The organism is Phenylobacterium sp., assembly GCF_030681155.1.
Classification (GTDB): Bacteria; Pseudomonadota; Alphaproteobacteria; order Caulobacterales; family Caulobacteraceae; genus Phenylobacterium.
The window spans coordinates 18306-37882 of record NZ_JAUXXE010000015.1; the positions used below are offsets into that span (position 1 = coordinate 18306).

Annotated in this window: 21 protein-coding genes and 1 tRNA gene; 14 read left to right on the forward strand and 8 right to left on the reverse strand. The window is 65.7% G+C overall.

Annotated features, from left to right (window positions below):
- Positions 1-108 precede the first annotated feature (108 nt).
- From rpmI to pheT, 5 genes are all read left to right on the forward strand, one after another.
- Positions 109-309: a 50S ribosomal protein L35 gene (rpmI, locus tag Q8M13_RS02520; RefSeq protein WP_305298041.1), complete on the forward strand. Its 201-nt coding sequence runs from the start codon at positions 109-111 to the stop codon at positions 307-309.
- 13 nt (positions 310-322) lie between these two features.
- Complete coding sequence (gene rplT, locus Q8M13_RS02525; protein WP_305298042.1) at positions 323-679, forward strand: 50S ribosomal protein L20; 357 nt, start codon at positions 323-325, stop codon at positions 677-679.
- 117 nt (positions 680-796) lie between these two features.
- Entirely contained in the window at positions 797-1900 is a 1104-nt protein-coding gene (gene pheS / locus Q8M13_RS02530) for a phenylalanine--tRNA ligase subunit alpha (protein ID WP_305298043.1), read from the forward strand.
- Entirely contained in the window at positions 1900-2307 is a 408-nt protein-coding gene (locus Q8M13_RS02535) for an ASCH domain-containing protein (protein ID WP_305298044.1), read from the forward strand. The genes pheS and Q8M13_RS02535 overlap by 1 nt, the downstream gene beginning before the upstream one ends.
- Entirely contained in the window at positions 2304-4679 is a 2376-nt protein-coding gene (gene pheT / locus Q8M13_RS02540) for a phenylalanine--tRNA ligase subunit beta (RefSeq protein WP_305298045.1), read from the forward strand. Before Q8M13_RS02535 ends, pheT begins: the two co-directional genes overlap by 4 nt.
- Before the next feature lie 136 nt (positions 4680-4815).
- Here the strand turns inward: pheT and Q8M13_RS02545 are convergent, their stop codons facing one another.
- On the reverse strand, positions 4816-5442 hold the full coding sequence (locus tag Q8M13_RS02545; RefSeq protein ID WP_305298046.1) for a DUF1134 domain-containing protein: 627 nt from the start codon (positions 5440-5442) through the stop codon (positions 4816-4818).
- 138 nt (positions 5443-5580) lie between these two features.
- Here Q8M13_RS02545 and lepA point away from each other — a divergent pair, with 138 nt between their 5' ends.
- The gene (gene lepA / locus Q8M13_RS02550) at positions 5581-7386 is read left to right on the forward strand and encodes a translation elongation factor 4 (protein ID WP_305298047.1); all 1806 of its coding nucleotides are present in this window, start codon (positions 5581-5583) and stop codon (positions 7384-7386) included.
- 126 nt (positions 7387-7512) lie between these two features.
- A complete protein-coding gene (locus Q8M13_RS02555) occupies positions 7513-7650 on the forward strand; it encodes an entericidin EcnA/B family protein (protein WP_305298048.1) in 138 nt (45 codons plus the stop codon).
- Here Q8M13_RS02555 and Q8M13_RS02560 read toward each other — a convergent pair.
- Entirely contained in the window at positions 7647-7808 is a 162-nt protein-coding gene (locus Q8M13_RS02560; protein ID WP_305298049.1) for a hypothetical protein, read from the reverse strand. The genes Q8M13_RS02555 and Q8M13_RS02560 overlap by 4 nt on opposite strands.
- A gap of 149 nt (positions 7809-7957) precedes the next feature.
- Between Q8M13_RS02560 and Q8M13_RS02565 the strand changes: the two genes are divergently transcribed.
- The 4 genes from Q8M13_RS02565 (at position 7958) to Q8M13_RS02580 (ending at position 10681) form a co-directional block, all read left to right on the forward strand.
- Positions 7958-8335, forward strand: coding sequence for a DUF983 domain-containing protein (locus Q8M13_RS02565; protein ID WP_305298050.1), 378 nt, complete (start codon positions 7958-7960; stop codon positions 8333-8335).
- A gap of 87 nt (positions 8336-8422) precedes the next feature.
- Positions 8423-8581, forward strand: a complete 159-nt coding sequence (locus Q8M13_RS02570) for a DUF3309 family protein (protein ID WP_305298051.1) — start codon at positions 8423-8425, stop codon at positions 8579-8581.
- A 53-nt stretch (positions 8582-8634) separates the two neighbouring features.
- Positions 8635-9969 (forward strand): MFS transporter, encoded by a 1335-nt coding sequence (locus tag Q8M13_RS02575; protein ID WP_305298052.1) that lies wholly within the window; start codon positions 8635-8637, stop codon positions 9967-9969.
- 4 nt (positions 9970-9973) lie between these two features.
- On the forward strand, positions 9974-10681 hold the full coding sequence (locus Q8M13_RS02580) for a DUF599 domain-containing protein (RefSeq protein ID WP_305298053.1): 708 nt from the start codon (positions 9974-9976) through the stop codon (positions 10679-10681).
- Here the strand turns inward: Q8M13_RS02580 and Q8M13_RS02585 are convergent.
- Both Q8M13_RS02585 and msrA read right to left on the reverse strand, forming a co-directional pair.
- Positions 10678-11016 carry an MmcQ/YjbR family DNA-binding protein gene (locus Q8M13_RS02585; RefSeq protein WP_305298054.1) on the reverse strand — a complete coding sequence of 113 codons (339 nt, stop codon included), beginning with the start codon at positions 11014-11016 and terminating at the stop codon, positions 10678-10680. The two genes, Q8M13_RS02580 and Q8M13_RS02585, sit on opposite strands and share 4 nt — an antisense overlap.
- 40 nt (positions 11017-11056) lie before the next feature.
- Complete coding sequence (gene msrA, locus Q8M13_RS02590; RefSeq protein WP_305298055.1) at positions 11057-11710, reverse strand: peptide-methionine (S)-S-oxide reductase MsrA; 654 nt, start codon at positions 11708-11710, stop codon at positions 11057-11059.
- Positions 11711-11945: 235 nt separating this feature from the next.
- On the opposite strand from msrA, the gene Q8M13_RS02595 reads away from it, so the two are divergent.
- The 3 genes from Q8M13_RS02595 (at position 11946) to Q8M13_RS02605 (ending at position 14901) form a co-directional block, all read left to right on the forward strand.
- Positions 11946-12035, forward strand: a tRNA-Ser gene (locus Q8M13_RS02595).
- Between the two features lie 226 nt (positions 12036-12261).
- On the forward strand, positions 12262-12744 hold the full coding sequence (locus tag Q8M13_RS02600) for a hypothetical protein (RefSeq protein WP_305298056.1): 483 nt from the start codon (positions 12262-12264) through the stop codon (positions 12742-12744).
- A 162-nt stretch (positions 12745-12906) separates the two neighbouring features.
- Entirely contained in the window at positions 12907-14901 is a 1995-nt protein-coding gene (locus tag Q8M13_RS02605) for an OPT family oligopeptide transporter (protein ID WP_305298057.1), read from the forward strand.
- Here the strand turns inward: Q8M13_RS02605 and Q8M13_RS02610 are convergent.
- The 4 genes from Q8M13_RS02610 to Q8M13_RS02625 all read right to left on the reverse strand — a co-directional run bounded on the left by Q8M13_RS02610 (position 14898) and on the right by Q8M13_RS02625 (position 19468).
- The gene (locus Q8M13_RS02610) at positions 14898-15137 is read right to left on the reverse strand and encodes a hypothetical protein (RefSeq protein WP_305298058.1); all 240 of its coding nucleotides are present in this window, start codon (positions 15135-15137) and stop codon (positions 14898-14900) included. The two genes, Q8M13_RS02605 and Q8M13_RS02610, sit on opposite strands and share 4 nt — an antisense overlap.
- Positions 15138-15226: 89 nt before the next feature.
- The gene (locus Q8M13_RS02615; RefSeq protein ID WP_305298059.1) at positions 15227-15964 is read right to left on the reverse strand and encodes a PepSY domain-containing protein; all 738 of its coding nucleotides are present in this window, start codon (positions 15962-15964) and stop codon (positions 15227-15229) included.
- Between the two features lie 7 nt (positions 15965-15971).
- On the reverse strand, positions 15972-16676 hold the full coding sequence (locus Q8M13_RS02620; protein WP_305298060.1) for a hypothetical protein: 705 nt from the start codon (positions 16674-16676) through the stop codon (positions 15972-15974).
- 83 nt (positions 16677-16759) lie between these two features.
- On the reverse strand, positions 16760-19468 hold the full coding sequence (locus Q8M13_RS02625; protein WP_305298061.1) for a TonB-dependent receptor domain-containing protein: 2709 nt from the start codon (positions 19466-19468) through the stop codon (positions 16760-16762).
- Positions 19469-19577: the final 109 nt, after the last annotated feature.

Sequence of the window (19577 nt, forward strand, 5' to 3'; positions counted from 1 at the left end):
CTTCGGCCTTTCACGTAAACGCCCCGCTCTTCGGAGTCGTCTGGCCAAAGGCATGCCAGGGCGACTCGTCAATACGCCAGAGGACGGGGTTAGCGCTCCGTAAGAGAAATGCCCAAACTGAAGACCAAGTCAGGCGTTAAGAAGCGCTTCAAATTGACTGCGACCGGCAAGCTGAAAGCCGGCGTGGCGGGCAAGCGTCACCGCTTGATCAACCACAGCGCGAAGTACATCCGTCAGAACCGCGGCACCAAGGTGATGAGCGAAGCTGATACGAAGATCGTCAAGCTTTGGCTCCCCTACGGCCTCTAAGGAGAACTGACACATGGCTCGCGTCAAACGGGGCGTAACCGCCCACGCCAAGCACAAAAAAGTTCTCGAGCAGGCCAAGGGTTTCTATGGCCGCCGCAAGAACACCATCCGCACGGCCAAGGCCGCTGTGGACAAGGCCGGGCAGTACGCCTACCGCGACCGTAAGGTCCGGAAGCGTAACTTCCGCTCGCTGTGGATCCAGCGCATCAACGCTGCGGCCCGCCTCGAAGGCTTCACCTATTCCCAGTTTATCTACGGCCTTGATAAGGCCGGGATCGAAATCGACCGCAAAGTCCTCTCGGACATCGCGGGCAACGATCCGGTCGGGTTCAAGGCCATCGCCGACAAGGTTCGCACCGCGCTGGCTTGAGGCCCTTTGAGTCCGACGACTTAACTGAGCATTCGAGAAGCCCTCCGGTGAGAACCGCCGGAGGGCTTTTTGCTGCCCTCTTCACGCGTCCCGTCCGTTCCCTTAGACGAGCCCGTCATGACCGCCCAACTCGAAGCTGAAATCACCGCCGCCATCGACGCCGCCGCCGATGGCCAGGCGCTGGAAGCCGTGCGCGTCGCCGCGCTCGGCAAGTCCGGCTCCGTCTCGGACCTGCTGAAGTCGCTGGGTTCGATGAGCCCCGACGAGCGCCGGGAGCGCGGCCCGCAGATCAACGGCCTGCGCGACCGCGTGGCCACCAAGATCGCCGAGAAGAAGACTGCTCTGGAGGCCGCCGAACTCGACGCCAAGCTGGCCGCCGAACGCGTCGATCTCTCGCTGCCCGCGCCGCCGCGCCGTCGCGGCTCGATCCACCCGACCATGCAGGTCATGGACGAAATGATCGCCGTCTTCGCCGAGATGGGCTTCTCCGTCGCCGAAGGCCCGGACATCGAGACGGACTTCAACAACTTCACCGCCCTGAACTTCCCGCCCAAGCACCCCGCGCGGGAGATGCACGACACCTTCTTCCTGCCCGAAGACGCCAATGGCGAGCGCAAGGTCCTGCGCACCCACACCAGCCCGGTGCAGGTGCGGGTCATGCACAAGGTCAACGAGAAGCTGCCTGGCTGGATCGCCAACGGCCAGGAGCCGCCGATCCGCGTGATCGTGCCCGGCCGCACGTTCCGCAAGGACAGCGACCAGACCCACACGCCGATGTTCCACCAGATCGAAGGCCTGGTGATCGACAAGGCTATCCATATGGGCCACCTGAAGTGGACGCTGGAAACCTTCCTGAGCCGCTACTTCGAAACCCCGGACGTGGTCACCCGCTTCCGCCCGCACCACTTCCCGTTCACCGAGCCCAGCGCCGAGATGGACGTGCAGTGCGACCGCTCCGGCGGCGAGGTTAAGATCGGCCAGGGAACCGACTGGCTGGAGATCCTCGGCTGCGGGATGGTTCACCCGAACGTGCTGCGCAATGTCGGGCTCGATCCCGATGTGTGGCAGGGCTTCGCCTTCGGCTGCGGCGTCGATCGCCTTGGCGTCCTGAAGTACGGCATGCCCGATCTGCGCGACATGTTCGCCAGCGACGTTCGCTGGTTGGAGCACTACGGCTTCAGCCCCTACGCTACGCCGAGCCCAGCGACGGGCCTGAGCTGATGGGGGTGTCCGCCGCCCACGCTTCGTTGGAGCATTTTGCTTTCGGCGACAGCCCGGCCACCGCCGACGCACTCCTGGCTCTCGTTATTGAGGGCAAGAAGACCGCGACCTGCTGGGCGGCGTTGCAAGGCCTGAAGGGCAGCGAGTTCGGCGCGCGTTATGTCGTGCTCGACGGCGCCGCGCGGCCCCGCGCCGTCATCGAATCCACCGAACTGGTCCAGCGCCGCTTCGATGAGGTCGATCCCACCTTCGCCGCCGAAGAAGGCGAAGGCGATCTCAGCCGGGCTCACTGGGCCACAGTTCACGAAGACTGTTTCACACGCGAAGGCACCTACGCGCCCGACATGCTGCTCTGGTGCGAGCGCTTCCGCCTGGTCGAGATTATCGGCGAAGGAGCCGATCAATGAAATTCACGCTCTCCTGGCTCCGGGATCACCTGGACACCACCGCCACCGCTCAGCAGGTGGTCGACGCCATGACCATGGCCGGCCTTGAGGTCGAGCATGTCGACGATCCGGCCGCCAAGCTGGCGGCGTTTTCAGTCGCCAAGATTGTCGAGGCGGTGCAGCACCCCAACGCCGACCGGCTGCGGGTCTGCCAGGTCGAAACCAGGGATGGCCGCAAGGAGATCGTCTGCGGCGCCCCGAACGCCCGCGTCGGCCTGACCACCATCTACGCCCCCATCGGCGCCTATGTGCCGGGCCTGGGCGTCACCCTGGTCGAGAAGCCGGTGCGCGGCGTGGTTTCCAACGGCATGCTCTGCTCGGCCTCCGAGCTTGAGACCGCCTCGGAATCCGATGGCATCATGGAATTGCCGGACGACCTCGCCGTCGGAACCTCGGCCGCCGAAGCGCTCGGCCTCGAAGCCGTCATCGACTTCGAAGTCACCCCTAACCGCCCCGACTGGCTGGGCGTCGTGGGCATCGCCCGCGACCTGGCCGCCGCCGGTTTGGGGACACTGAAAGACGTCGGCGTCGCCAAGACCCCGGGCAAGTTCCCCAATCCCGTCGAGATCCGCCTGGACGGCGCAGGCGCCTGTCGCCAGTTCTCCGGCCGGCTGATCCGCGGCGTGAAGAACGGCCCATCGCCCGCGTGGCTGCAAAAGAAGCTGACCTCGATCGGCCTGCGCCCCATCAACGCCCTGGTCGATGTCACGAACCTGATCACCTACGACCGCGCCCGGCCGCTGCATGTCTATGACGCCAGCAAGCTGACGGGCGGCTTCATCGAGGCGCGCCTCGGCCGCGAGGGGGAGAGCTTCGAGGCGCTAGACGGTAAGACCTACGCGATCACCCCCGACATGACCGTCATCGCCGACGGCTCGGGCGTGATCGGCCTGGGCGGCGTCATGGGCGGCCTCAGCACCGGCAGTGCAGACGAAACCACCGACGTCTTCGTCGAGAGCGCCTGGTTCGACCCGATCTCGACGGCCCAAACCGGCCGCGCCACCGGCATCAATTCCGACGCCCAGTATCGCTTCGCGCGCGGCGTCGATCCCGAGAGCCTGGTTCCGGGCCTGGAGCTGGCGACCAAGCTGATCCTGGAACTCTGCGGCGGCGAGCCGTCGGAGATTTCGGTGACGGGCGAAGCCTTGCCCCGCCCGGCGGCCATTGAATTCGACCGTGGCTACGTGAAGAAGCTGGCGGGCCTGGACCTGCAGCCGCAGCGGATCGACGACATCCTGCGCGACCTAGGCTTCACGATCGACGGCGACGTCGTCGCACCGCCCTCGTGGCGCCGCGACGTCGAGGGCAAGGCCGACCTGGTCGAGGAAGTGGCGCGCATCGAGGGCTACGACGCCCTGCCCGCCCTACCGCTTCCGGAGATGCCGCCGATCGCCGGCGGCGTGCTGACCGCGCGCCAGTCGCGAATCCGCGCGGGCCGCCGCGCCATGGCCGCCAAGGGCTATGCCGAGACCATTACCTGGAGCTTCACGAAGCGTGAGACCGCCCGCCTGTTCGGCGGTGGCCAGGATGAGCTGGTGATCACCAATCCGATCGCCTCGGACCTGGACTGCATGCGTCCCTCGATCCTGCCGAACCTGATCGAGGCGGCCGGCCGCAACGCCCGTCGCGGCTTCCCTGACGTGGCGCTGTTCGAGATCGGCCCGCTGTATCGGGGCGATCAGCCTGCCGACCAGCTGACCAGCATCGCCGCCATCGTCGCGCCGCGCCCGCCCCGTCGCTGGGACGGCGCCAAGACCGACGCCCTGTTCGATCTGAAGGCCGACCTGATGTCCTTGCTGGATGATCTGGGCGCGCCGACCGCGTCGCTGCAAGTCGCCCAATCGGGGCAATCGGACTGGTGGCATCCAGGTCGTTCGGCCGCGCTGCGCCTGGGCAAGAACACCGTCGTCGAGTTCGGCGAGATCCACCCACGCATCCTGAAAGCGCTGGACGTCGAGGGGCCTATCCTGGCCTTCGAACTGATTGTCGACGCCCTGCCCGAGCCGAAGAAGAAAGCCACCAAGACCAAGCCGGCCTTGGAGCTTTCGCCGCTCATGCCGCTGTCGCGCGACTTCGCCTTCGTGGTCGAAGGCGGGGTGGCCGCCTCGGACCTGACCAAGGCCGTGGCCGGCGCCGACAAGGTGCTGATCACCCAGGCCCGAGTGTTCGACGTCTATCAGGGGCCTGGCGTGCCCGATGGCTTCAAGTCGGTCGCGGTGGAGGTTCTGCTGCAACCGCGCGACAAGACCCTCACCGATGCCGAGATCGAGGCCCTGTCGGCCAAGGTCGTGGCCGCCGCTGAAAAGGCCGTAGGCGCCAAACTGCGGGTGTGATGCCCCTATTCCCTCTCCCTCGGGAGAGGTTAGGTGAGGGGGCGGCGCGTAGCGGCGCTATAGGGCCGCTACGCCACTGCGTCGGGGCAGTTGCTTCCCTCACCCGACCTCTCCCAAAGGGAGAGGAGATGAGGTCCTAGAACGGCAGAACCCGTTGCTTCCGGCTGAAGCCCAGATAGCCGACATTGGCGCCTAGGCGCAGGCCGACGCCGGTGCGAATCGGCGCGATGGTGACATCGTCCGAGCGCAGGTAGTTCACGCCCAGGCCGGCGATGAAATAGGCCGCGCCCTCGACGCCCGGGAAACGCTGGAAGATCACTTCCGGGTACTGGAGATTGTAGCAGAGGGTGAAGACCCGGCTGGCGTTGCCGCCGAAATCCCAACCCACCGAGGGACCTTGCCAGAAGACTTCGATGGGCTCGCGGTTCTTCATATAGAGCAGGCCACGGCCATACCGCGCGCCGCCCACGAAGGCGCCTGACGCCTCTTCGCCGGCGATGTAGGCGGTCGGCTTGCCGTTGTCCTGGAACACCCGCTCGATCGCGCCACCCGCTGCCTCGGCGCCAACGCCGAGGAAATCGGACACGTTGTTGACGATCTCGTCGCGGTTATAGGTTTCGGCCTTCCCGGCCGAATAGCTCGGATTGGCGGTCGCGCTGGGCGTGGGCGAAGGCGGCGAACCGGGCCCCCCAGGCTGAGCAGACGCGCAGCCCGCTACGCCAAGCGTGGCCATTCCCGAAACGATAAGCGTACGGCGATCCATGTGTCGCAAAATCCTCGAAGCTTGAACGAGCCTCACATCCCCAGAGGGCATGAATGCGGCGGTCAGGCTTAACGCTGGATTAACCATGCGCGACGCCGCGCTCGCGATCTCGTGTGAATGTGCTAGAGGCAGCGGACCATGACGACGCCTCTGTCCCACATCCGCAATTTCTCCATCGTCGCCCACATCGACCATGGGAAATCGACGCTCTCCGATCGCCTGATCCAGGAAACTGGCGGCCTCACCAAGCGTGAGATGACCGAGCAGGTTCTGGACAACATGGAGATCGAGCGCGAGCGCGGCATCACCATCAAGGCCCAGACCGTCCGCCTCGACTACAAGGCCAAGGACGGCGAGACCTATGTCCTGAACCTGATGGACACGCCCGGCCATGTCGACTTCGCCTATGAGGTCAGCCGCTCGCTGGCCGCCTGTGAAGGCTCGATCCTGGTCGTGGACTCCTCGCAAGGCGTCGAGGCCCAGACCCTGGCCAACGTCTACCAGGCGATCGACAACAATCACGAGATCGTCCCGGTCCTCAACAAGATCGACCTGCCCGCGGCCGAGCCGGACCGGGTGCGCCAGCAGATCGAGGACGTGATCGGCATCGACGCGTCCGAAGCCGTGCTCTGCTCGGCCAAGACCGGCGAAGGCATCGCCGAGGTGCTGGAGGCGGTCATCGCCAAACTGCCGCCGCCCAAAGGCGACCGCGATGCGCCGCTGAAGGCGCTGCTGGTCGACGCCTGGTACGACCCCTATCTCGGCGTCGTGGTCCTGGTGCGCGTGCTCGACGGCGTCCTGCGCTCGGGCATGAAGGTGCGGATGATGAACGCCGGCGCCACCCACCAGGTGGACAAGATCGGCGTCTTCACTCCCAAGCAGACCGAAGTCGATGAACTCGGCCCGGGCGAGATCGGCTACATCACCGCCCAGATCAAGCAGGTGGCCGACGCCGCGGTCGGCGACACCATCACCGAGGAAAAGCGCCAGACCGAAAAGGCCCTGCCCGGCTTCCGCGTCGCCCAATCGGTGGTGTTCTGCGGCCTGTTCCCGGTGGACGCCGCTGATTTCGAGGACCTGCGCGCCGCCATCGGCCGCCTGCGCCTGAACGACGCCTCCTTCACCTACGAGATGGAAACCAGCGCCGCGCTGGGCTTTGGCTTCCGGTGCGGATTCCTGGGGCTGCTGCACCTGGAAATCATCCAGGAGCGACTCAGCCGCGAGTTCGACCTCGACCTGATCGCGACCGCGCCGAGCGTGGTCTACAAGATCCATATGAACGACGGCTCGGAGATCGAGCTGCACAATCCGGCCGACATGCCGGACCCGGTGAAGATCACCAGCATCAGCGAGCCCTGGATCAAGGCGACGATCCTGACGCCGGACGAATATCTCGGCTCGGTCATCAAGCTCTGCCAGGACCGTCGCGGCGAGCAGCGCGAGCTGTCGTACGTCGGATCGCGCGCTTTAGTGGTCTACGACCTGCCGCTGAACGAAGTGGTCTTCGACTTCTACGACCGCCTGAAGAGCGTCTCGAAGGGCTACGCGTCGTTCGACTACGCGATTGAAGGCTACCGTGTCGGCGACCTGGTGAAGATGTCGATCCTGGTCAATTCCGAACCCGTCGATGCGCTGTCGATGCTGGTCCACCGCGACCGCGCCGAGACGCGCGGCCGCGGAATGGTCGAGAAGATGAAGGACCTGATCAGCCCGCACCAATTCCAGATCCCGCTGCAAGCGGCGATCGGTGGCCGGATCGTGGCCCGCGAAACCATCCGCGCCCTGCGCAAGGACGTGACGGCCAAGTGCTACGGCGGGGACATGAGCCGCAAGCGCAAGCTGCTGGACAAGCAGAAGGCCGGCAAGAAGCGCATGCGCCAATTCGGCAAGGTCGAGATTCCGCAGGAAGCCTTCATCGCCGCACTGAAGATGGACGCCGACTAGCGCCTAGAATCCCTCTCCCATTGGGAGAGGAGAAGGCGCTCGCGATTGCTCAACCCGCCGGGCCTTGCCTAAAAAGAGCCCCGAAGCTTCGCCATGAGGCGTCGACATCATTCGGGGGAGCCACCCATGCGCAAGATAATCATCCTCACCGTGACCGCCGCCGCCCTGCTGACGGCCGCCTGCAACACTGTCGCGGGCATTGGCCGGGACGCCCAGGCCGCCGGCGCCGCCGTGGCCGGCGCAGCCGACGACATGAAGCGCTAGGCGTCTTCCTCGCGCGACGCCTCCTCGGCGATCTTGGCCTTGTCGCTCGGCGGCACGACCGCCGGGTGAGCCTCGCGCGAACTGTCCTCGCCGGGCGTTGTCGGCCCGGTATGCCCGTGCGGGTCCTTTTCGCGAGGGGATTTACGCTCGTCGGTCATGGCCAAAGTCCTTCCATCAGAGGAAAGGCTTAAGGTCGCCGGGACGTTCCCGCATGCTGGCGTCTCCTAGGCATGCGACGGCAAGCCCCCTTTCATCTGAGAGCGCCAGGGCGCATACGAGCCCTCGTCAGCTTTCAGGCGCCATGTAGATGTTTATCCGCTCGATGCTTCGCGGCCTGAAGGGCCGGTGCCCCGCCTGCGGCGAGGGCAAGCTCTTCTGGCGTTACTTGAAGGTCGAGCCGCGCTGCGGCGAATGCGGCCATGACCTGGCGAAATATCCCGCTGATGACGGCCCGGCCTATTTCACCATCCTGATCGTCGGCCACTTGATCGTCGGCCCGCTGCTGTTCTTCCCCATCATCTGGGAAGCGCCGACCGCGATCGTGCTGCCGGCCACCCTGATTCCACTGGCGGCCGTCACGCTTCTGCTGCTGCCGGTGGTCAAGGGCTGGTTCATCGGGCTGCTCTACGCTCTGAAGATCAAAAACACCGACGCCACGATCCACACCGCCGACATCGCCGACTAGGGGTCGCCTGGAACCGCCGCCGTGGCGGATCGTTCGTTTCGCCTGGCCGGCCGCGTGGCGCCGGCTCCCTAAGGGAGACGAACCATCATGGGCGTTGGGACAATTCTGCTCATCATCCTGGTCCTGTTGTTGATCGGCGCCTTGCCGACCTGGGGCCACTCGCGCTCCTGGGGCTACTTCCCCGCCGGCGGCCTTGGCCTGGTGCTGGTGATCGTGCTGATCCTGGTGCTGATGGGACGCATCTAGCCTTCCTCCGCAACGGCCCCTAGCATCCCCCGCAAAATATCGGGGGAAACTGCATGACGGCCGCGGAAACGGGGATCGACGCCCAGGCGCCGAGCGATTTTCTGACACCGGGCCTCACGCCCGTGCAGCGTCTGCGCGCGATCCTCGGAGGTTCGGCCGGCAATCTGGTCGAGTGGTACGACTGGTTCGCCTACTCGTCCTTCACCCTCTATTTCGCCCATCATTTCTTCCCGAAGGGCGACCTGACCGCGCAGTTGCTGCAGGCTGCCGCCATCTTCGCGGTGGGCTTCCTGGCCCGGCCGATCGGGGCCTGGCTGATGGGCCTTTATGCCGACCGCGCCGGCCGCAAGGCGGCGCTGTCGCTTGCCGTCGCCATGATGTGCGCCGGCTCTCTGATCATCGCCGTCGCGCCCAGCTACGCCATGGTCGGCGCCGCCGCGCCCGTCATCCTCCTGCTGGCGCGCCTGCTGCAGGGTCTGTCGGTCGGCGGGGAGTATGGCGCCAGCGCCACCTATATGTCGGAGATGGCCGGTCGGGCGCGGCGCGGCTTCTGGTCCAGCTTCCAGTACGTAACCTTGATCATGGGCCAACTCCTGGCCTTGGCCGTGCTGATCATCCTCCAGAACGTCATGGACAAGGCCGACCTGTTGGCCTGGGGCTGGCGCATTCCCTTCCTGATCGGCGCCGTTTTGGCGGTCGTGGTGTTCTGGATCCGCAGCAGCCTGGACGAGAGCCCCTCGTTCCTGGCGTCCAAGGAGAGCGGCGCCCCGCGGTCGACCACCATGCTGCTGTTCCTGAACCACCCGCGCGAGAGCGCGATCATCTTCTGCCTGACCGCCGGCGGCTCGCTGGCCTTCTACGCCTACACGACCTACATGCAGAAGTTCCTGGTCAACACCTCGGGCTTCTCCAAGAACACCGCGACCACGATCACTGCGGCGGCCCTCTTCATCTTCATGTGCTGCCAGCCATTGTTCGGCTACCTGTCCGATCACCTGGGCCGACACCGCACCATCGCCTTTGCGTTCGGCGCCGGCGCCCTGCTCACCTACCCGGCCATGAGCGCCATCGCCGGGACTGACAACGCCTTCGTCGCCTTTGGCCTGATGACCCTGCTGCTGGTCGTCCTGTCGGGTTACACCTCGGTCAGCGCGTTGGTGAAGGCCGAGCTGTTCCCCGCCCACGTGCGCGCCCTGGGCGTCGCCCTGCCCTACGCCATCGCCAACGCCCTGTTCGGCGGCACGGCGGAATATGTTGCGCTGTGGTTCAAGCAGCAGGGTATGGAAAGCGGCTCCTACATCTATGTGTCGGCGATCATGGCGGTGGCGTTCATCGTCGCCGTGCGCCTGCGCAACACCAACCGCGAAAGCCTGATCACCGAGGACTGAGGCCATGGACATCCTTAAAGCCCTCTCTGTGTCCGACATGGTGGCCCTGGCGATCTTCGCGCTCGCCTGGATGGCCTATGAACCGCTGCTGCACGCGGTCGGCGGCAACAAGGGCGTGATCAACACCGACATGACGGCGATCCGCGCGGCCTGGATGCGGACCATGGCGGCGCGCGAGAACAAGTTCATGGACGGCCAACTGCTGGGACACACCCTCAACTCAGCCTCGTTCTTCGCCTCCTCCAACCTGATCCTGATCGCGGCGGCGGCCGGGGTGCTGTTCGGCGGCGAAGGCGCCTTCCGCAGCGTGTCCAGCCTGATGGTCCTCAAGACCTCGTCGCGGCTGCTGTTCGAGGCCCAGATCGCGTTGGTCCTGCTGGCCCTGGCGCGCGGCCTGCTCGATTTCATCTGGGCCATCCGCCAGATGAACTACTGCCTGGCCGTGATCGGCGCGGCGCCGGAAACCGACGACAAGGCCTTCCAGCGCGCCTATGGCGACACCGCCGCCCGGCTGCTCAATCCGGCGCTATCGTCGTTCAACCGGGGTGTTCGGGGATACTATTTCGCCCTCGCCGCCGCCGCATGGCTGTTTGGTCCGGCGGCCTTCATCCTCACCACCTTGGCGGCCATGACTCTGCTGTTCACGCGCCAGCGCCGGTCTCCCGCCGCGCGGGCGGTCGGCGATCTGCGGCGGATGCTGGAAAAGCTCTAGGCCAGGCCGAGCTCGGCCCGCAGCTTGCGGGTCAGTTTCGCCGCGATCAGTTCGTGGGACGTCGTGAGCCAGCTGACGGCCTCGTCGGGCGTAAAGCTAACGAGATCGACCAGCACCCAATGGCCCTTGGCCAAGTACGGCGCTTGGCGGCCGGGGCCATCGTCGGTCAACACCATAAAGCCGATCTCAGTCACCTTGAACGATAGGCCGCCGGCCAGGCCGCAGATCGCAAACACCTTGCCGCCGACCTTGTAGACATCGGCCCCGCCCCACTGGACGACCTTCGTCGCAGCCGGCAGCGCCATCGCCACGGCCTCCACGTCCTCGCGGGTCATGCCAGGCCGTTGTCCGCGCCGTAACGGAAGTGCTCCGACATCAAGCCTGAACGCCCACGCCTATCGGGCAGGTCACGCCGGTGCCGCCGATCCCGCAATAGCCGTTCGGGTTCTTGGCCAGGTACTGCTGGTGATAGTCCTCGGCGAAGTAGAACTCCGGCGTCTCGGCGATCTCGGTGGTCACAGCGCCATAGCCCTTGTCCGACAGCGCCTGCTGGTAGGCCTGAAGCGAAGCCGCGGCCGCAGAGGCCTGGGCGTCATTGTGGACATAGATGCCCGAACGGTACTGGGTGCCGATGTCGTTACCCTGGCGCATGCCCTGGGTCGGGTCGTGGTTCTCCCAGAAGACCTTCAGCAAATCCTCATAGGTGACCACCCGCGGATCATAGACCACGCGCACCGCCTCGGTATGACCGGTGCGACCGCTGCACACCTCTGCATAGGTCGGGTTCGGGGTGATGCCGTTGACATAGCCCACGGCCGTCACCCAGACGCCGGGGACCACCCAGAACTTGCGCTCCACGCCCCAGAAGCAGCCCATCGCGAAGTCGGCGATCTCCAGGCCGTCCGGATAGGGACCCTTCAATGGCCGACCATTGATGAAATGGGTCTCTGCGGTGGGCAGCGGGTTAGAGCGGCCCGGCAGGGCGGTGTCGATGGTCGGAAGGTCGAGGTTCTTTTTGGCGAAGAGCATGGGGGCGCGCCTGATCGATGGGGTTTGGACCAGAACATAGGAGCCCCGGCCGGCGAATGCACGCGCCACGCCGCCAAGCCCACCTCGCCGCAGCCCGCAACACCTTGCCAGGCAGGGCTTTGCGGTCGGAAATTGAAAAGCCTGTGCGTCGCGGCCTGACAGCGCTTGCTCGCGAGGACTTCATGAGTATATTGCGCGCCTTCCGCGAGGGGTCTCACCGCCTCTCAGGGCCTGTGGTGAGGTGGCGGAGTGGTCGATCGCGCACGCTTGGAAAGCGTGTTTACGGGAAACCGTAACGAGGGTTCGAATCCCTCTCTCACCGCCAACACCTTTCGATAATCCACTCGCCTGATTTCGAGGTTGGAACTCTGGGGGCCACGGCTCCTGGCGCGCACATCTTTGGAATCACCTCTTGGGCTACTCCAGCGAGGACGATGTTGCGGACCTTATCGTTTAGGCGGCAGCAGCCACCTCTGACGACAATCGCGAGGACACTTAGCGCGGTCTCCTTTTGTTCTTTTCTCCTGGAAACCGTCAAGCTACGATCGGTCATGGACATGCTGATTGATACGTCTGACCTCCCCTTCGGTCGTGATCTCGACTACGAGAGCGCCGACGAGGTCGAGCAGTTGGATGCTCTAGCGGCAGAGGCAAAAGCGTTCGTCCAGAACGACAGCTTCGCGCGAATTTCGAAGCTCACGCTCGCTTTCGGCGTAGTGCCCATTCTTGGGCTCTTTCTGGTCCGTTTCGAGAATCCCCGAAAACCTGAAGACACGGAACGGTGGGCGGTGGTCGGTGACCTGCCCTCTATGCATTTTGAAACGGACGATACTCCGACGCCGGCCCTCGCCTTACGCCTCTACTGCGCAATCGCGCAGGACTGGGCCGACAACGTCATTGCTGGCCGCGACCTGTCAGACAGCTACCCAATCGAGGTAGCGCCGACGCCCGAACACGCCGAGATGCTGCTTGGCCGCATCGCCTTCATTCGGCAAGAGGTTATCCCTCTCGCTGAGCCGCGCACCGGCCCGTAGGAACCTGCTGGCTGGGGCGCCGACCGGCGGATAAAGCCGTGCGTTTCCGCCGCCACCGCGACGGCCTTCCAACTCACATCCGGAGTTGTCCGCCTAACCCTGGCGGCCCACGCAGCAATCTGTCACCAAATGGCTCCTCAAAGCCGCTTGCGGGGACAGCCAATGCGCGCCGAGGACAGACGGGTCGAACTGACCCTGCGGGGCGTGGCCCTGGGTTGCCTGATCACCGTCGTGTTCACGGCGGCCAATGTCTATCTGGGCCTGCGGGTGGGGCTGACCTTCGCCTCGTCCATCCCCGCCGCCGTGATCTCCATGGCCCTGCTGAGGGCGCTGAAGACCTCGACCATCTGGGAGAACAACATCGTCCAGACGGTAGCCTCGGCCGCCGGGACGCTGTCATCGATCATCTTCGTGCTGCCGGGCCTGGTGATGGTCGGCTGGTGGACCGGCTTCCCGTTCTGGACCTCGTTCTGGATCTGCGTGATCGGCGGGGTCCTGGGGGTGATGTACACCATCCCCCTGCGCCGGGCCCTGGTGACCAATTCCACCCTGCCCTATCCCGAAGGCCGCGCCGCGGCCGAGGTGCTGAAGGTCGGTTCGGCCTCTCGGGACGCCAGCGGCGGTGGCGAGGCCAAGGCCGGACTATGGGCGGTGCTGGTGGGATCCATCGCCTCGGCCGCCGTGGCCGCGGCGGTAGCGATGCGATTGCTGGCGGGCGAGATCGCCTATTGGTTCAAGCCCACCGCCACCACCGCGACCGGCATGGCGGGCGGTCTGCAGCTGGCCCTACTGGGCGCGGGGCACCTGATGGGCATCGCGGTCGGCATGGCGATGCTGGCGGGCCTGATCATCGCCTGGGGCGTGGCCGTGCCGGTCATGACCTATCTGCATCCCGTGGCCACGGGCAGCGCCGCCGAGATCGCCCAGGCGGCCTGGGCGCCCAATGTCCGCTTCATCGGCGCCGGCGCCATCGGGGCGGCGGCGATCTGGACGCTGGCCAAGTTGGCTGCGCCGGTCTGGGCGGGCCTGGCCTCCGCCATGCGTGCGTCAAGCATCCGCTCCAGCGGCCAGGGTGAAAGCCTGCCGCGCACCGAGCGCGACATCCCGATCTGGATCGTGGGCGCCACCATCCTTGGCAGCCTGGTCCCGCTGGCCGTGCTGTTCCACTCGTTCCTTTCGGCCGGGCCATTGGAGTCGATGCTGGCGCCGCTGATCGTCGGCGGGGTGCTCTACGTCGTCGTCGCCGGCTTCCTGGTCGCGGCGGTGTGCGGTTACATGGCCGGGCTGATCGGCTCGTCCAACAGTCCGGTGTCGGGCCTGGCCATCCTGTCGGTGCTGGGCGCGGCTCTATTGCTGGTGGCGCTGGCGGCAAAGACGGTCGGCCCCACCGGCCATGCGGCGCTGGTCGCCTATGCCTTGTTCGTCACCGCCGTGCTGCTGAACGTCGCCACCATCGCCAACGACAATCTGCAGGATCTGAAGACCGGCCAACTGGTCGACGCCACGCCTTGGAAGCAGCAGGTGGCGCTGATCATCGGGGTCGTGGCCGGGGCCTGCGTGATCCCGCCTATTCTCGACGTCCTGAACAAGGCCTTCGGCTTCGCCGGTGCCGCGAACCTCGACACCATTTCCGACCAGCCGCTGGCCGCGCCGCAGGCGGTGCTGATCTCGACCCTGGCCAAGGGCGTCATCCAGGGCGACCTGCCCTGGACCTATATCGGCGTCGGCGCCGTGCTCGGCCTGGCGCTGGTCGTGATCGACGAATTGCTGCGGCGCACGGGCAAGTACAGCCTGCCGCCGCTCGGCGTCGGCATCGCGATCTACCTGCCCGCCGCCGTGACCTTGCCGGTGGTGATCGGGGCGGTGATCGGCTGGACCTACGACCGCTGGGCGGCGAAGAAGCCGAACGGCGCGGCCGCCCAGCGGATGGGCGTGCTGCTGGCCTCCGGCTTCATCGTCGGGGAGAGCCTGTTCAACGTGGCGCTGGCCGGCTTCATCGTGGCGACCAACAATCCCTCGCCGATCGCGGTGGCCCCGGCCAGCTTCCCCGAGCAGTTCATGTGGGCGGGCGCCGGCGTCTTCGCCCTGATCGTGCTCGGCCTCTATCTCTGGACCGAGCTGAAGTCCCGCGACTTCCTGCTGATCGAGGCCGACTAGTCCTCGACGTCGGCCTCCGGCCGGTCGTCGCCGGACGAGACCTCGGCGTGCCAACGCCCTTTCTCGTCCTCATATTCGATGCTGGTCGTCGTGCCCGGCCGCACCTGCTCGCGCGCGGCCGTGTGGGCCGCGTGCGAAGCCGCATCGTGGCTGGCGAAGGTTTCCGAATAGGTGTCGCCGACCTTGTAGGCCCAGCCACCGTCGTGTTCGACAATCTCGTACTTCACCGCAGACATGGCCGCTCCGCTTTCCTGGGACGCCTAGCCTGCAAGAAGGCTCGCGCTTGAGCCGACTTGCAAGCGGCGCCGCAGAAGCAGCCCGGCGATCAGGCCTGCTTCTTGGTCTTGCGTTCGTCCCGGATGCGCTCGATCGGATCGAGCACATAGGCGAAGTCCTGGCGGCGGAAGCTGCGGAACAACAGGATCACGCCGCTGAGCGCCAGCCAGGTCACGCCGCTGCCGACCGTGATGATCAGCGGGTGATTGAAGCTCTCACGCTTGGTGTAGTCCATGATGTGGATCATCCAGAAGATGTCCCATAGCCGCCAGGTGTTGTTGCGTCGCTCCAGCACCTCGCCGGTCGTCGTCGACAGCAGCAGGGTGGTCTGCTCCTTGTCGGCGAACTCTACGCGCCAAAGCGGTAGCGGCAGCGAACGGGTCTCCACGTCGCCTGTCTCGACCTTGCGGATCGAGGCCACCTTCTCAGGGCCGCTGAAGGCGGCGACCGCAAGCGCCGCGGCCTTCACCTCGTCGACGGCCACGGCCTGGCCGCTGACGGCGTCGATCAGCTTCACGCCGGTCGGCGTCGCCGCCTCATAGACGTAGCCCTCGCCGAGCGGCCTCAGCTTCAGCGCGTGGATGGGGCCACCGACCGCCTCGGCGACCCGAGCGAGCGTCACTGGCTCGGCGGGCGCGATGGCGGGAACCGGCGCGCGGACCGACGGCTCACCCGAGACCTTGTGGTGGTCTAGCAGGGCCATCATCGCGCCGCTGACCGACCAGAGGAGGAACTGCAGGCCCAGGATCAGGCCGAACCATTTGTGCAGGGTGCGGATCAGGAACATGGGGACCTCAGGCCGCGGCTTTTTTGCGCGCGCGGCGGCGGCGCCGGAAACTGTAGAGCAGGAGCCAGGCGCCGCTCGCCGAAGCGGCGACGGACATCCAGGTGGCGACACGCAGCAGCGTGTTGTTCATGTCGGTACGTTCTTCGTAGTCCATGATGTGGAACATCCAGACGAAGTCGAAGGTGCGCCAAAGATCGTGGCGCTTGGCCACCAGCTCGCCGGTCAGCGGCGAGATATAGAGGGTCGGCCGCCACAGACCGGCGAACTCGACGCGCCAGATCGGGACCGCCCGGTTCTTGATTTCGCTGGGCGCGACGTCGAGCAGCTCGATCTTCTCGATGCCTCCGACGCCTGCATAATAGGATAGGGCGCGATCTCGCGCGCCGGCCTCGTCGATAGGCGACAGCAGCTCGCCGCTACGCGCATCGAACAGCATGCGGCCAGGCACGGCGTCGACGACATAGACCGGCCGGCCAAGCTGGCTTTCCAGCTTCACCGAGCGCGTACCGCCCGGGATCAACGAACCAGGCTCGACCAGATCCTGCATGGCGATCGGCCGACGATCAGGCGCGCGCACCAGATGGTCGCCGTGGATCGTTTCGATGTGGATAGCGGTCATGTAGACGCCGCTGATCGTCCAGAACACGGCTTGGACGCCGATGATCAGGGCGAGCCACTTGTGGGTTTTTCGCGCCAGAGCTGGCAAGCGCATCTTGGTTTCTCTCAACGCGAAGCGTTTGAACGGTAGGTCGTCGGGCGGGAGTGGGGCCCCGCCCGACGCCTGGACAGCTGGCCTTAGTTGAACTGGTAGGTCAGCCGCACGTAGCCCCGGCGACCGAGCAGGTCGTAGGTCATGGTGTCAGTATTGCCGTCCGTATAGCTCTGGATGAACGGCGCCTTGCGGTCGAAGATGTTGTCGACGCCGAAGGCGATGTCGGCGGTCTTGGCGAAGCGATAGGCGACCTGAGCGTTGTGGTAGAACACCCGCGGCGACTGGTAGCCGATGTCTTTCGGCCCGGCGTTGAAGTCGATCGCCTTGCCGATCATCTGAACCGAATAGGTGCCGGTCCAGGTTTCATCCGTTACCGAGAAGCTGGCGTTCGAACGCCACTTCGGGAAGCCGCCGTTGCCGCCGCCGATATGGCCATCGAACTGGATAGGTTCGGCGCCGTCATAGGCGGTGATCAGGTACTCGCCGAGATAGGTCGTGTTCCAGTCGAGGCTGGCGCGCGTCGAGCCAATATCGAAGTCGTAGTGGATGCCGATGTCCACGCCCTTCATCTCTTCCTTGCCGGTGTTCACCGGGATGGAGGAGAGGAAGTTGACCTCGCCGGTCAGTGTGCTGCGGGTGTAGTTGGTCGGACCGCAGAACGGGTGGGTCAGACCGGCCGAGGCGTAGCAGACCGCCAGCTTGGTCGAGCCGGGGATCGAGCGGATCGCATCGGTGATCTTGATGTCGAAATAGTCGACCGTCACCGACAGGCCGCTGACCTGCGGCGGCGTGAAGACCACGCCGAGGGTCAGGGTCTTGGCCTCTTCAGGCTGCAGGTCGCTGTTGCCGCCGTTGGTGGTCAGGATGGTGTTGCCGAGCTGCTTGAAGCCGGCCGGAACGCCCGAAGCCTTGCAGTTGGCGACCAGGGTCGCGTTGCCGCTGGCGCTGTAGCCGCTGCACGGATCGGTGGTCGTCAGGTTGCCTTCGGACACGCCGCCGAACAGTTCCGGCACGCTGGGAACGCGGAAGCCGGTGCCGTAGGTGGCGCGCAGGCGCAGGCCGTCGATCACCGTCCAGTTCAGGCTGCCCTTGTAGGTCAGGTTGTCGCCGAATAGGTCGTAGTCCGAGTAGCGGACCGCCCCGTCGGCGACCAAGAGCTTCATCATCGGAAGGTCGGCGATCAATGGAGCCGAGACTTCCAGATAGGCTTCCTTGGCCTGCATCTTGCCAGAGATGGACTCCTGCTGGTTGGTGTTGCCGATGCCCAGGACCGTCAGGGCGTCGGGGTCGCGCCAGCCCTTTTCCTCGCGATAGAGCAGGCCCGCCGCGGCGCCGACCGGACCGGCCGGCAGCTCGAACATGGTGCCCGCGAAGTCGAGCGTCACGCTGCGCTGCTCGTTACCGCCGGTGTCGCGCGAGGTGTAGAGGATGTAGTCCAGCACCTCCTTGGACAGGCTTCCTTCGCCCAAATAGTCGCCGCACGGCGCGCCAGGCACGCAGCCCATCGACTTCTGCACGCGCTCCAGGTTGGCGATGTTGGTCATCGCATCGATGCCGGTGTTGCGGCCCCAGTTCACCGCCGCTTCCCAGGTCCAATCGCCAACGACCTTGCCGCGGGCGCCGGCCACCAGGCGATAGGTGTCAGTTTCCTGGAAGAACTTGCGCGGGCCGCCTTCGCCGATCCGGCGAGCCAGCAGGACCAGGTCTTGGCCGGTCGGGTTGTTCGGGTTCGAGCCCTTGATGGTGAAGTCACGCAGCAGGTCGGGCGTGCCGTCCGGGTTGGTCGGACGGTGGGTCAGCCCGCCAGGCGTGGCCAGCTGGTTACTCTTGCGATGGGTGAAGAAGAATTCGCCGAACAGGGTTACGTCATCGGTCAAGTCGTAGTCGGCGAGGAAGGCGGTGCTGATCCGCTCGATGGGCGAGACCGCGTTCAGGAACGGGTTCGAGTTGAAGCCGTGCTTCGTGCCATTATAGGGCTCGTAGAACTGGCCGTCAGCGCCCGCCGTCTGGCTGAAGCTGACAATCCGGCCGTCGGCCAGCCGCGCGCGACCGCCGAGCGTGTTGCCGCTGTAGGAGCAAACCAGCTGCCCGCCGGACTCGCCGAGGGCGCAGGGCGCCCGGCTCGCCAGGTTGACGGCCTCGGTCTTCTGATAGGTGAGCGCGGCGGTCACGCCGCCACGGTCGCCGCGCATGCCCCACAGCAGATCGAGGGTGTATTCCTCGCCGTCGTTCTCGTCGGTCACGCCGTACTTGCCGGAGACCTTCAGGCCCTCGAAGCCATTGATGGTGATGATGTTGACCACGCCGGCCACAGCGTCCGCGCCGTAGATGGCCGAGGCGCCGTCCTTCAGGATGTCCATCCGACCGATGATCGCCGTCGGGATCATGTTGAGGTCGGGCGCGCTGTTGGCGCCGGTGCCGCCGTTCACGACGCGGCGGCCGTTGATCAGGGTCAGGGTGCGGTTGATGCCCAGGCCGCGCAGGTTGACCTGCGCCGTGCCGTAGCCGTTGCCGGTCCAGTAGGCGCTGGTTTGGCCGCCGGCGGCGCCGGCGGAGGCCGGAAGGCGTTGCAGCAGGGTTTCGACATTGGTGATGCCGGTGTTGGCGATCTGCTCCTGGTTCACGACCGTCGCGGGGCCGACGCCGCTGATGTCCACCCGCTTGATGCGGCTGCCGGTTACGACCACTTCCTCGACATCGCGCTCAGCGCTTTGGGCGAAAGCCTGGCCACCCACCATGGCCGTCGTCAGCAACGCGCTGGCGAACAGCAGATTCTTCGAAATACGGCGCATGCCGACCCCCTCAATCCCTAGAAGCCACAGCTCGACCCACCCAGCCCGCGCCCCTCATTCATCCAACTGTCTTGTGCCCAGCCCCCTGAGCGTCAAGACATGTATATAC